Here is a 13,170-nt window from a genome sequence, read left to right as displayed (position 1 = left end):
GCCTGAAAAGAGAAAAAGCGGTATTCTGGACGCATATAGATGGATATTTAAAACAGCACAAAAGGGGATGAATCACATGCACAATCTGCGAAAAACAATAAGATATGGGATTTTATCAATACTTGGAGTGATTGTTATGGGGATCTGCATGAGGTACGCCATAAAAACGGTAATGGCAGCAATCACAGCCCTGACGGTGGGAATCCGAAACCGATCCGGAAAGCGGGGTGGCAGCCATAGAGAAGAAAAATAAGCTGTGGACTCTTATTTTCGGAATTACAGTGATTTTATCCATGGCGGCATTTTTTCTGATGTACCGCATGAACAATGAATATACGGCCAGAGGAGAGCAGCCCATTCAGGGAATTCTCTGTCTGGATGAGGAAAAAGCAGCGGGGAAACTGCATTATCTGGCCAGAGAATGGCAGTATTTTCCGGGGAAACTTCTTACTCCAGATATGTTGAAAGAAAACACCGGATATTACAGCCGATATATTTCCATTGGAGAATACGGAGGAATGGAACTGGGTGACAAAAATGCCTCTCCCTATGGCTGCGGAACCTATCGGATGATTCTGATTCTGCCGAAAAAAGAACAGACATGGGCCCTTTCTCTTACGGAGGTCCTTTCCGCATACCGGATTTATATCAACGGAGAACTGGCAGGAGAAGTGGGAGATCCGGATGAAAAAACTTATAAAGAGCAGATTATGAACCGTGTTTTTACATTTCAGGGATCTGAAATGGCGGAAATTGTTATAGCAGTGGCAGACAAAAACCATGTCAAATCCGGAATTCAGTATATTCCGGTGTTCGGGTCCCCGGTTCAGATCAATATGCAGAGAGGATTGCGGGTACTTGGGAGCGGATTTGCCATGGCATTTTGTATTTGCGTCATGTTTGGAGTGCTTACAGTACATATTCGCACCAGGACATATCTGTCTCTTATGATTGAGGTCTGGATTGTGGTAGCTTTTCTTCTGGAAATTTTTGCGGATATTCTTCCCTCAGCAGGAATTTTCTATGAAGCATCCTGGATCAGCGAAGCTGTCAAATGGGTTGCGGCGTTTTATATGTTGGTAAATACTTTCGGGGAAACTGACTGCGGATATGGGAAAATTGTTCTGGTGGGAACAACGGTTTACGCCTGTTCCCTTGTAGCAGATCGGATCTGGCCTCTTTACGAACCTATCATCGGAGGCCGGTTTCCGGAGACCGGAGGGATGGTACTGGCCATTGCGTTTGCCTGCGTGCTGTGGAGAGATCTTTCAGAAGCGTACAAAATCCGTCTCACCTATGAGATATACAGCAAACAGACAGAACTGCGTCTGCTTGCTCAGAAAAAACATTACGAAAAACTGAAAGCGCAGATGGATGAAACCAGCCGTGTCCGTCATGATATGCGGCAACATCTCCGGGTGCTGGCTGCACTTCTGGAACAGAAACAGTATGAGGAAATGCAGACGTATCTTTGCCGGTATACAAGGGAGTTTCAGGAGAGGCTTACATATCAGACCTACTGTAAAAATCAGGTAACCGATGCAATTCTTCATTATTATGAGGAGATCTGCCGGGAAAAAAGAATCTCTTTTCAGTGCCAGGTGGAGGCACCGGAGAATACAGGAATCGAAGATACCGACTTCTGCCGGCTTTTTGGAAATCTGCTGGAAAACGCAGTTGAGGCAGCTGAAAGGTGCCCGGATGGCAGCCCGAGATTTATCCGGGTACAGATCCGGGCCAGAAATAATAAACTGCTGATCGAAGAAGAAAATAGTTGTACAGGTTCTCTTCGAAGAGGCAGGGACGGAATTTTCTCCGGAAAACATTCCGGACAGGGAATCGGAACCACATCCATCTCGGAGATTGCGGCACGTTATGGTGGTCTTGCAGACTTTCAGGACCATAATGGGATTTTTAAGGCAGAGATTTTCCTTCGCCTGACGAAAAAAGATACTGAAGATAAGCTTTTCGGATAGCGGCAGAACCACGTTTCCGGATCTGGACAGTTTCTCCGTTATCCAGAAGGAATCCGTCGTCGGTGGCTTCCTGGATGCGGTCCATATTTACCATACATCCACGGTAACAGGAGAGAAAATTGTGGCAGTCACGGATCTGATCCTCAAATTTATGGAATGTAAGGTAAGAACGCAGCGGGCCGGCATCTGTATGCAGGCAGACGGCATTGCGGAATGTATCTGCATACAGAATGCTGTGCAGCGGCACACGCACAGGAACACGGTCAGAAATAATTTCGATATATCGTGCATGAAGAGCCTCTTTCAGACGAAAAGAATCCAGAATCTGACACAGTTTTTCCGGCTGAAAAGGTTTCAGAAGATAGTAGGCGGCATTTACGTCGTAGCTTTCCACCGCAAATTCACTGCTGGTAGTCACAAAAACAAGAATGCAGTCATCAGACTGATTTCGGATTCTTCTGGCTGCTTCCATGCCGGTAATGCCATCCATATAGATATCCAGAAACAGGATCTGGAAATTTCCGGGCCGGTAATCGTCAAAGAAAGCCTCCGCACTGGAAAAGTACCGGATTTCCGTGGGAATCTGTCTGTTTTCAAAATAAGAAGTAATAATGCGTTTCAGCTGTTCTGCGTCCGATGCAATGTCATCAATAATAGCAATATTCAAAATCTGTAACCTCCGGAGAAATAAGTGTAAAGGTAGTATAGCATAACTTTTCGGAATGTCCAGAGGCAGTTTACGATTTTACATAAGTTTTACGGGGGAGATTTTGTAGAGAAATGTCGTAAGATCTCATATTCTCTCAAAATCATTAGTAAATTCTGGAAAAAGAGTGCAAGATATCATGGAAAACGTCATTTCGTCACAGGTTGGTTGTCATTTGCCGGGAAATTTTTTACAATGATGTCATCCAAAAAGAAAGGCGGTAGATATACGGAAAGTAAAAAAGAAACCTGGCGACATGAGAAACTGTCAACAAAAATCCAGACAAAACCCTTAAAAAAACCCTTACAACAACGGCTGTATTTCAGAGCATGAAACGCAGCCGTTTTCCCCGTTCCCAAAATACATGCTTCTTGACGGAAAGCAGGAAATTCGTTATTATTCGTTGTAGAGTGAAAAAGCCAATGCGGATATCTTTATCTGCAGGAACTTACGAAAAAAGAAAATGGAGAAACACACATGAACATTCTTAATATAGAACATATCCACAAGATTTTTGGAGACAAGGTAATTTTTGACGATATTTCCTGCGGCATTGATCAGGGAGAAAAGATCGGAATCATCGGTGTCAACGGAACAGGAAAAACCACCCTACTCCGGGTCATTGCAGGAGAAGAAGAACCGGATGAAGGCCAGGTGATCACCCAGAACGGAATTCGTATCAGCTGGCTTCCCCAGACTCCGGAATTTCCACAGCATATGACCATTCTGGACTATGTGGCAGAGGGCAAATGGCAGAAAGACTGGAGTACGGAGAGCGAGGCACGCCGTATGCTGAACACGCTTGGAATTACAGACCAGAACAGCAATATGGATAATCTTTCCGGCGGTGAAAAAAAGAGAGTGGCACTGGCCAGAATGCTTTTAAATCCGGCAGACATCCTGATCCTGGATGAGCCTACCAACCACCTGGACGGGGAGATGGTTACCTGGCTGGAAGACTTTCTTCGGAATTTTCGTGGAACTGTGATCATGGTTACCCATGACCGATACTTCCTGGACCGTGTGGCCAACCGTATCCTGGAGATCAGCCACGGAAAATTATATTCCTATGCAGGAGATTACTCCAGGTTTCTGGAATTGAAAGCCCAGAGAGAAGAGATGGAGCTTGCCAGCGACCGTAAACGCCGCAGTGTCCTTCGGATGGAACTGGAATGGGCGGCAAGAGGCTGCCGGGCCAGAAGTACCAAGCAGAGGGCAAGGCTTGACCGTCTGGAAGCACTGAAAGCAGGAAAAACTCCGGTAAAAGATCAGAATGTAGAGATGGACTCCGTGGAAACCCGTATGGGCAAAAAGACCGTAGAGTTCCATCACGTGAGTAAAGCCATAGAAGGCCGCCTTCTGATCAATGATTTTGATTATATTGTTCTAAGAGATCAGCGCCTTGGAATCATCGGCCCCAACGGCTGTGGAAAATCCACCCTCCTTAAGATGGTAGAAGGACTGGTTGCTCCGGATTCCGGAGAAATTCAGATCGGCGAAACCATCCGCATCGGATATCTCGCCCAGAACGTTCCGGATATGGATGGAAGACAGCGAGTGATCGATTATATCCGTGAAGTGGCAGAATATGTTCCGACGAAAGAAGGAAGAATCACCGCTTCCCAGATGCTGGAGAGATTTCTTTTTGACCCGGCCATGCAGTACACACCTGTAGAAAAACTTTCCGGAGGAGAGAAGAGAAGACTGTACCTTCTGAAAGTCCTGATGGAGGCACCGAACGTCCTGCTCCTGGATGAGCCAGGAAATGATCTGGATATCCCTACTATGACTATCCTGGAAGATTATCTGGATTCTTTTTCCGGTATTGTGATTACCGTATCTCATGACCGTTATTTCCTTGACAATGTGGTAAACCGCATTATGGCATTTGAGGGGGATGGACAGCTGGTACAGTATGAAGGGGGATACACCGATTATCTGGAAGCGAAAGCCAGAAAAGGCCAGACACTGGAAACACGTTCGGATATGGCAGGCAGCAGCCAGGACGAGATGCCGGAACCGGAAAAAAAGAAATCCTCAGCAGATACCTGGAAACAGAACCGGAAACAGAAGCTGAAATTTACCTATAAAGAACAGAAAGAATTTGAAACCATCGATGATGACATTGCGGCACTGGAGGAACGTCTGGAACAGATCGACAAAGAAATGGCAGTCAATGCCACCAACGCCGGAAAACTCCGGGAACTTTCCGAAGAACAGCAGGAAACCCAGCAGAAGCTGGATGAAAAAATGGATCGTTGGGTGTATTTAAACGACCTTGCGGAACAGATCGAGGCGCAGAAAGAATAAGATATATCAGCAGAGAGCTTATAGCATTTCGGGGAATGCCGCTATAAGCTCTCTGTTTTCAACTGTTTTATTTTCAGGGTTTGCGCGAAACGTATTGACTTCCCGGGCAGAATTTTAGTATCATAAGTAACGGTACATTTGTTTTGGTACTCTGCAGTGAAAATCCTTGTACCGCTGGGTCTGAGGATTTTCACTACAGTGTATCATATGCATTCCGAAAAGGTTTTCGGACAGAGAAAGGACAACATATGTCAGAAATGGTAAAAGTCGTTGTAGACGCAATGGGCGGTGACAATGCCCCGGTAGAGCCGGTGAAGGCAGCCGTAGAAGCCGTAAAAGAGAAACATAACATTCAGGTTATCCTCACAGGACAGGAAGATGTGATAAAGGCAGAACTTCAGAAATACCAGGATTACCCGAAAGACAGAATCCGTGTGGTACACGCTTCCCAGGTGATTGAGACCGCAGAGCCTCCGGTAATGGCAATCCAGAAAAAGAAAGATTCCTCCATTGTAGTAGGTTTAAATCTTGTAAAAAAACAGGAGGCAGATGCCTTCGTATCATCCGGAAGCACCGGAGCAGTTCTGGTAGGCGGACAGGTGATTGTAGGCAGGATCAAAGGCATCCAGAGACCGCCTCTTGCCCCGCTGATCCCGACAGCCAAAGGAGTTTCCCTTCTGATCGACTGCGGCGCCAACGTAGATGCCAGACCGAACCATCTGGTACAGTTTGCACAGATGGGTTCCATTTATATGGAGAACGTAGTGGGAGTTAAGAAACCAAGAGTAGCCATCGTAAATAACGGTGCAGAGGAAGAAAAAGGCAATGCCCTGGTTAAGGCCACTTTCCCTCTCTTAAAAGCATGCAAAGATATCAATTTCATCGGAAGCATTGAGGCAAGAGATATCCCGGCAGGATACGCAGATGTGGTTGTCTGTGAAGCATTTGTGGGAAATGTGATCCTCAAGCTTTATGAAGGCGTGGGAGCCACTATGGTATCCATGATCAAAAAAGGCATGATGACAAGCCTTAGAAGCAAAGTAGGAGCCCTGATGGTGAAACCGGCTCTCAAGGAAACCCTGAAAGCCTTTGACGCCAGCGAATACGGCGGAGCTCCGCTTCTTGGACTGAAAGGCCTGGTAGTAAAGAGCCACGGAAGCGCAAAGAGCGTGGAAATCCGTCATGCCATCTTCCAGTGCGAGCAGTTTAAGGAAGAAAAGATCAACGAAAAGATCGAAGAATTTATTGCGGCCGAACAGAAAGCACAGGCAGAAGCAAAAGCCCAAGAGAAATAAAAACAGAACAGAAATTATTACAGACAGAACAGGAGGCGAACAGTCGTGGAACTGGAAATACTGAAAACAATCATAGAAAAAACTCTGGGAAGAACCGTAGATCTCCTTACGGAAAAAACGACCTTTGTGGATGACTTGGGCATGGATTCCCTGGATTTTTTCCAGATGCTTATTGATCTGGAAGAAACCTACGATATCCACATAGATGCAGAGGATGCAGAAGAGATTGTAACCATTTCCGATGCAGTGGAGACTCTTCGCCGCGCAACGAAGGGAAAAAGAAATGGAAAATAATTTAAAAAAACTGGAACAGACCATCGGATATCAGTTTACCGCAAAATCTTTGCTGGAACAGGCAATGACACACAGCTCCTATGCCAATGAGAAACATCTTGGAAAACTTGGCTGCAACGAGCGTCTGGAATTCCTGGGTGACGCAGTGCTGGAACTGATCAGCAGTGACTTTCTGTACAAAAAATTCCGCAACAACCAGGAGGGAGAACTTACTAAAAAGCGTGCCAGCATGGTATGCGAAAAGAGCCTTGCCTACTGTGCAAGAGAATTCGGCCTTCCGGAGTTTATTCTTCTTGGAAGAGGCGAGGAAATGATGGGTGGCCGGAAACGTGACTCCATCGTATCCGATGCGCTGGAATCCCTTATTGGAGCCATGTATCTGGATGGTGGTTTTGAACCGGCCCAGACATTTGTTCTGAAATTTATCCTCAATGATCTGGAAGATAAGAGAATTTTTTATGACAGCAAGACCGTACTGCAGGAGATGGTACAGGAAGGCGGAAACCATCCGGTGGAATACCGTCTTCTGAAAGAAGAAGGACCGGATCACAGCAAGAGCTTTACCGTAGAAGCCCTGATCAACGGAGAAAGTATGGGAACCGGAACCGGACATACCAAGAAAGCGGCAGAGCAGGCCGCAGCTCTTGAGGCGATCCGCAGGATCAAATAAACAGCAGGTGTCCAATGTATCTGAAAAATATAGAGGTGCAGGGATTCAAATCCTTTGCACAGAAAATCAATTTTGAATTTCATAACGGAATCACTGGCATTGTAGGCCCAAACGGCAGTGGAAAAAGCAACGTCGGCGATGCAGTCCGCTGGGTTCTGGGAGAGCAGAGTGCCAAGCAGTTGCGAGGCGGAAATATGCAGGACGTTATTTTTTCCGGAACAGAACTCCGGAAGCCCTTAAGCTTTGCATCCGTGGCCATCACTCTGGATAACAGTGACCACAAACTTCCGGTGGATTTTGAGGAAGTAACTGTAACCAGAAGGCTGTACCGCTCCGGAGAAAGTGAATACCGCATCAACGGAAGTTCCTGCCGTCTGAAAGACATCAATGAGATGTTTTATGATACCGGTATCGGAAAAGAAGGCTACTCCATCATCGGCCAGGGTCAGATCGACAAGATCTTAAGCGGCAAGCCGGAAGACCGCCGTGAGCTTTTTGACGAGGCAGCAGGAATCGTCAAGTTCAAAAGGCGAAAAAACACCACTCTGAAAAAACTGGAAGAAGAGCAGCAGAACCTGGTCCGTGTCACCGATATTTTAAGCGAGCTGACTAAACAGCTGGAACCTCTGGAACGTCAGTCTGAAACTGCAAAGATTTATCTGGCAAAAAGAGAAAGCCTAAAAGAGCTGGATGTGAACATGTTCCTTCTGGAATATGAACACACCGGCAATCTGATCAAAGAGCTGGAAGAAAAGACCAGAATCGCGGAAAACCAGTTACAGGAGGCAAAAGACGCCCACAGCCGCACAAAAGAGGAGTATGAGCGCCTGGAAAAATCTCTGGAAGAGCTAAATCAGCGTATGGACACTCTCCGGGAAGAAAGCCGGGACCGTGCCATCCGTAAGCAGCAGCTTTCTGGTGAGATCAATGTCCTTCATGAACAGATCCTTGCAGGCGAGCAGAACGACAGCCATTACCGCAGCCGTCTTCTGGCTATCCAGGAAGACACGGAGAAAAAATCCGCAGACAGAGAGGAACTGGAAGAGCAGAGAGCAGACCTGCAGGCAAAGCTCCGCGAGATCAGCAAAGAGCTCTCCGACGAGCAGGAAAAGCTGGATAACATCCAGAGCAACATTGAAGAATGTACCCAGGCAGTAGAAGATGGAAAAAACGAAATTATCGAAATCCTCAACTCCCGTGCAAACACCAAAGGTAAGGCCCAGCGTTTTGATGCCATGATGGAACAGCTGGATATCCGGAAAGCCGGGATCAGCCAGAGAATACTTTCCCTGAAAACCCAGGAAGAAGAACAGCAGTCGGCCATCACTCAGGCAAAAAAAGAGTACGATACCATCACCGAAGCCATTCAGGCGATTCAGGAAGAAGGCAGCAATCTCACAAAAGAGATCAAGGCTATTCAGGAAACTCTGAAGCAGCAGAATCAGGAACTGGAAGAAAGCCAGAGAGCCTACCATAGAGAGGCTTCCCGTCTGGAATCTTTAAAGAACATCACGGAACGTTACGACGGTTACGGAAACAGCATCCGCCGTGTCATGGAGCAGAAAGACCATGTGCCGGGCATCCGGGGTGTTGTGGCAGATATCATCCATGTGGAAAAAAACTACGAGATCGCCATTGAGACAGCACTTGGCGGAAGCATCCAGAACATTGTCACAGACAATGAGCAGACAGCCAAGGAGATGATCGAATTCCTGAAGAAAAACCGGTACGGACGTGCTACCTTCCTTCCCTTAAACAGTATTTCCCAGAGAGGCGAATTCGCCCAGAGGGGAGCCTTAAATGAAGAGGGAGCCATCGGTCTTGCAAGTGGTCTGGTAAGTGCAGACAAAGAATATGCGGGACTGATCGGTTATCTTCTTGGAAAAGTACTGGTTGTGGACAATATTGACCACGCCATTGCCATTGCCAGAAAATACCGTCACAGTATCCGAATGGTAACTCTGGAGGGTGAGTCTTTAAGCCCGGGCGGTTCCATGACTGGTGGAGCTTTTAAGAATAACAGCAATCTTCTCGGCCGCCGCCGTGAGATCGAAGAACTGGAAAAGAAAGTGAAAGAACTTGCGGTCAGATACAACGAAATCCGTCAGTCCATGGAGGATAACCGCAGGAAACGAAATGAAATGCGGGATACCGTAAATTCTCTGCAGCAGAAATTTCAGGAGCAGTCCATCGGGCAGAATACAGCCAGAATGAACATCGAGCAGCTGGAGAAAAAAGCAGAAGAAATCCGGGGCGGTTATGTAAGAATCCAGCGGGAAGAGGAAGAAATCCGCCGCCAGACAAGAGAAATGCAGGCAGATAACGCCCAGATCACCCAGGAACTGGAAACTTCCAAAAAGGACGAGGAAGAGCTGGAAACCTTCATCGAAACCCGCCAGAAGGAACTGGAAGACTGGAAAAAGGATGAGGCACAAACCCTGGAAACTCTGGAAAAGATCCGTCTGGACGCATCCGCATCCCAGCAGAAAGAAAGCTTCATAAAGGAGAACCTGAAACGTCTGAAAGAAGAGATCGATGTTCTTTTAAAAGAAAAAGAAGAAATTCTGGATTCCCTGGAAAAAGGCAGCCAGGAAACAGCAGAAAAAAGAAAAACGATCAAAAATGTCCAGGCTGAAATCGAAAGTTTTGCTGCAAAAGAAGAAGCATCCGAAAAACAGCTTGAAAAACTGCAGCAGGAAAAAGAAGAAAGCACGAAGAGCCATAAAGAGTTCTTTGAAAAGCGGGATGAATTATCCAATCAGATCAGCCTTCTGGACAAAGAATGTTTCCGTCTGAAAACTCAGGCAGAAAAGATCGAAGAAAACCGGGAAGCCCGTATTTCCTACATGTGGGAGGAATACGAGATCACCCCGAATAATGCGCTGCAGTACCGAAAAGAAGAATTCAGTGACCGCCATGTGATGAAACAGCAGATCCACAAATTAAAGGACGAGATCCGCGCCCTTGGTTCTGTCAACGTCAATGCCATTGAAGATTACAAGGAACTTCTGGAACGTCATACCTTCTTAAGCGGCCAGTACAACGATCTTCTGGAAGCGGAAAAAACGCTGGAACAGATCATTCAGGAGCTGGATGAGGGAATGCGGAAACAGTTCACCGAAAAATTCGGAGAGATCCAGAAGGAATTTGACAAAGCCTTTAAAGAGCTGTTTGGCGGAGGCCGGGGAACTCTGGAACTTGCGGAAGACGAGGACATTCTGGAGGCAGGAATCAAAATTATTTCCCAGCCACCTGGAAAAAAACTCCAGAACATGATGCAGCTTTCCGGTGGAGAGAAGGCACTGACAGCCATCGCCCTTCTTTTTGCCATCCAGAACCTGAAACCATCACCGTTCTGTCTTCTGGATGAGATCGAGGCAGCTCTGGATGATTCCAACGTAGGCCGTTTTGCAGGATATTTACAGAAGTTGACGAAGAACACACAATTTATTATAATAACACATAGACGTGGTACCATGAATGCGGCAGACCGCCTTTATGGAATTACCATGCAGGAAAAAGGGGTATCAACGCTGGTATCAGTAGATCTGGTAGAGAACCAGCTTACCCGGTAGCAGAGGGGATGAAGCAGTATGGCAGAAGAAAAAAAGGGATTTTTTAAACGTCTGGTAAGCGGACTTACCAAAACGCGAGACAATATCGTTGCCGGATTTGATTCCATTTTCAGCGGTTTTTCCAGTATTGATGATGATTTTTATGAAGAGCTGGAAGAAATTCTGATCATGGGAGACATCGGCATCAACGCAACCACCTCCATTCTGGAACATCTGAAGGAACAGGTGGCCGAGCAGCATATCAAGGAGCCTTCCCAGTGCAAGCAGCTTCTGATCGACAGCATCAAGAAGCAGATGCAGGTGGAAAGCACAGAATATGAATTCGAGAACCGGAAATCCGTAATCCTGGTGATCGGTGTCAACGGAGTCGGTAAAACTACCTCCGTAGGTAAACTTGCCGGTAAACTGAAGGATCAGGGAAAGAAAGTAATCCTTGGCGCGGCAGATACGTTCCGTGCGGCAGCAGGAGAACAGCTGACACAGTGGGCCAACCGTGCAGGTGTTGAGATCATCGGCGGACAGGATGGTGCAGACCCGGCATCGGTTGTATACGATGCGGTGGCAGCAGCCAAGGCCAGAAATGCAGATGTACTGATCTGTGACACAGCAGGAAGACTTCACAATAAGAAGAATCTTATGGAAGAGCTTCGCAAAATTTACCGTATTCTGGAACGTGAGTACCCGGAAGCCTATCTGGAAACCCTGGTCGTCCTTGATGGAACCACCGGCCAGAACGCACTGTCCCAGGCAAGACAGTTTGCCGAGGTAGCCAATGTTACCGGAATCATTCTTACCAAACTTGATGGTACAGCCAAAGGTGGAATCGCCGTAGCGATCCAGTCCGAGCTTGACATACCAGTAAAATACATCGGAGTAGGCGAGAGCATCGATGACCTGCAGAAATTCGACGCAGACGCATTTGTAAACGCCCTCTTTGACGTAGAAGAAAGGAGCTAAATACAAATGCTTACATTAGAAAGCTTTGAGGAAGCGGCAGCAAAAGTAAAAGAAGTCACACAGGAAACAAAGCTGATATACAGCAGTTATTTCTCAGATATGACAGGAAACAAGGTTTACCTGAAACCGGAGAACATGCAGCGTACCGGTGCCTACAAAGTACGTGGCGCATACTATAAGATCAGCACACTTTCCGATGAAGAAAGAAACAAAGGCTTGATCACCGCATCCGCAGGAAACCACGCACAGGGTGTTGCCTATGCCGCACATAAATACGGAGTAAAAGCAGTCATCGTCATGCCGACCACCACACCACTGATCAAGGTAGAGCGTACCAAGAGCTATGGCGCAGAAGTTATCCTTCACGGTGACGTATACGATGAGGCCTGTGCACACGCACTTGCACTTGCAGAAGAAAAAGGTTACACCTTCATTCATCCGTTTGATGACCCGGCAGTAGCAACCGGACAGGGAACCATTGCCATGGAGATCGTACAGGAACTTCCGCTGGTAGATTATATCCTCGTCCCGATCGGCGGCGGCGGACTTGCAACTGGTGTTTCCACCCTTGCAAAACTCCTCAACCCACATATCAAGGTCATCGGCGTGGAGCCTGCAGGAGCAGCCTGCATGAAGGCATCCCTGGAAAAAGGTGAGGTCGTAACCCTTCCTCACGTAAACACCATCGCCGACGGTACCGCAGTACAGACCCCTGGAAAAAATATCTTCCCGTACATCCAGGAGAACCTGGACGATATCATCACCATCGATGATGACGAACTGATCGTAGCCTTCCTGGATATGGTAGAGAACCACAAGATGATTGTAGAGAACTCCGGCCTCCTTACCGTAGCAGCTCTCCGCCACCTGGATGTGAAGAAAAAGAAAATCGTTTCCATCTTAAGCGGTGGAAACATGGACGTAATCACCATGTCCTCTGTTGTACAGCACGGCCTCATCCAGAGAGACCGAATCTTCACAGTATCCGTCCTCATCCCGGACAAGCCAGGCGAACTCGTAAGAGTAGCCAGCGTCATCGCCGAGAACCAGGGCAACGTCATCAAGCTGGATCACAACCAGTTCGTAAGCACCAACCGAAACGCAGCCGTGGAACTTCGAATCACCATGGAAGCATTCGGAACAGATCATAAGAATCAGATTGTTGCAGCACTTGAGAAGGCTGGATGCAAGCCTAGGGTTGTGCGGGCGATACTGTAAGAGATAAGTAGTAACTAAATAAAATATTGATTTGACCGGACTGTTTAAAATAACAATATTAACAGTCCGGTTTTGTAAAATATTAATTGAAAAATCTGAGGAAAAGGGGAAGCAAATGATAAGTAAATGGAAAAAGAAGCTTCGCAGAGCCTCTGACCGTAAATGTCAA

General features: G+C 46.9%; 10 protein-coding genes. 9 read left to right on the top strand and 1 reads right to left on the bottom strand.

Features of this window, described 5'->3' with window-relative positions:
• The first annotated feature begins 76 nt into the window (after nucleotides 1–76).
• Nucleotides 77–253, top strand: coding sequence for a hypothetical protein (locus KQI39_RS12945; RefSeq protein WP_181989056.1), 177 nt, complete (start codon nucleotides 77–79; stop codon nucleotides 251–253).
• Between the two features lie 40 nt (nucleotides 254–293).
• Nucleotides 294–1,976 (top strand): sensor histidine kinase, encoded by a 1,683-nt coding sequence (locus tag KQI39_RS12940; RefSeq protein WP_216418880.1) that lies wholly within the window; start codon nucleotides 294–296, stop codon nucleotides 1,974–1,976.
• On the opposite strand, the gene KQI39_RS12935 is transcribed toward KQI39_RS12940, so the two are convergent.
• The gene (locus KQI39_RS12935; protein ID WP_216418878.1) at nucleotides 1,915–2,643 is read right to left on the bottom strand and encodes a LytR/AlgR family response regulator transcription factor; all 729 of its coding nucleotides are present in this window, start codon (nucleotides 2,641–2,643) and stop codon (nucleotides 1,915–1,917) included. The genes KQI39_RS12940 and KQI39_RS12935 overlap by 62 nt on opposite strands.
• A 516-nt stretch (nucleotides 2,644–3,159) precedes the next feature.
• On the opposite strand from KQI39_RS12935, the gene KQI39_RS12930 reads away from it, so the two are divergent.
• The 7 genes from KQI39_RS12930 to ilvA all read left to right on the top strand — a co-directional run bounded on the left by KQI39_RS12930 (nucleotide 3,160) and on the right by ilvA (nucleotide 13,001).
• On the top strand, nucleotides 3,160–4,992 hold the full coding sequence (locus tag KQI39_RS12930) for an ABC-F family ATP-binding cassette domain-containing protein (RefSeq protein WP_216418876.1): 1,833 nt from the start codon (nucleotides 3,160–3,162) through the stop codon (nucleotides 4,990–4,992).
• Between the two features lie 248 nt (nucleotides 4,993–5,240).
• Nucleotides 5,241–6,287: a phosphate acyltransferase PlsX gene (gene plsX / locus KQI39_RS12925; protein ID WP_216418874.1), complete on the top strand. Its 1,047-nt coding sequence runs from the start codon at nucleotides 5,241–5,243 to the stop codon at nucleotides 6,285–6,287.
• A 45-nt stretch (nucleotides 6,288–6,332) separates the two neighbouring features.
• A complete protein-coding gene (locus KQI39_RS12920) occupies nucleotides 6,333–6,581 on the top strand; it encodes an acyl carrier protein (RefSeq protein WP_216418872.1) in 249 nt (82 codons plus the stop codon).
• Entirely contained in the window at nucleotides 6,571–7,251 is a 681-nt protein-coding gene (gene rnc / locus KQI39_RS12915) for a ribonuclease III (protein WP_021977667.1), read from the top strand. The genes KQI39_RS12920 and rnc overlap by 11 nt, the downstream gene beginning before the upstream one ends.
• A 14-nt stretch (nucleotides 7,252–7,265) precedes the next feature.
• Entirely contained in the window at nucleotides 7,266–10,826 is a 3,561-nt protein-coding gene (smc, locus tag KQI39_RS12910) for a chromosome segregation protein SMC (RefSeq protein ID WP_216418870.1), read from the top strand.
• An 18-nt stretch (nucleotides 10,827–10,844) separates the two neighbouring features.
• Nucleotides 10,845–11,783, top strand: coding sequence for a signal recognition particle-docking protein FtsY (ftsY, locus tag KQI39_RS12905; RefSeq protein ID WP_118062468.1), 939 nt, complete (start codon nucleotides 10,845–10,847; stop codon nucleotides 11,781–11,783).
• Nucleotides 11,784–11,789: 6 nt separating this feature from the next.
• Nucleotides 11,790–13,001: a threonine ammonia-lyase gene (ilvA, locus tag KQI39_RS12900; protein ID WP_148447143.1), complete on the top strand. Its 1,212-nt coding sequence runs from the start codon at nucleotides 11,790–11,792 to the stop codon at nucleotides 12,999–13,001.
• The last annotated feature ends 169 nt before the right edge of the window (nucleotides 13,002–13,170 follow it).

It is taken from the genome of Blautia sp. MSJ-36 (assembly GCF_018917985.1).
Lineage (GTDB): Bacteria > Bacillota > Clostridia > Lachnospirales > Lachnospiraceae > Blautia_A.
Note: the sequence above shows the minus strand (reverse complement) of the source record. Positions and strands in the feature narration are given on the sequence as shown.

Excerpts from the sequence above, each read along its gene's own strand:
- KQI39_RS12945 (WP_181989056.1), top strand. The coding sequence starts at position 77 with ATGCACAATCTGCGAAAAACAATAAGATATGGGATTTTATCAATACTT.
- KQI39_RS12940 (WP_216418880.1), top strand. The coding sequence starts at position 294 with ATGGCGGCATTTTTTCTGATGTACCGCATGAACAATGAATATACGGCC.
- smc (WP_216418870.1), top strand. The coding sequence starts at position 7,266 with ATGTATCTGAAAAATATAGAGGTGCAGGGATTCAAATCCTTTGCACAG.
- ftsY (WP_118062468.1), top strand. The coding sequence starts at position 10,845 with ATGGCAGAAGAAAAAAAGGGATTTTTTAAACGTCTGGTAAGCGGACTT.
- rnc (WP_021977667.1), top strand. The coding sequence starts at position 6,571 with ATGGAAAATAATTTAAAAAAACTGGAACAGACCATCGGATATCAGTTT.
- plsX (WP_216418874.1), top strand. The coding sequence starts at position 5,241 with ATGTCAGAAATGGTAAAAGTCGTTGTAGACGCAATGGGCGGTGACAAT.
- ilvA (WP_148447143.1), top strand. The coding sequence starts at position 11,790 with ATGCTTACATTAGAAAGCTTTGAGGAAGCGGCAGCAAAAGTAAAAGAA.
- KQI39_RS12930 (WP_216418876.1), top strand. The coding sequence starts at position 3,160 with ATGAACATTCTTAATATAGAACATATCCACAAGATTTTTGGAGACAAG.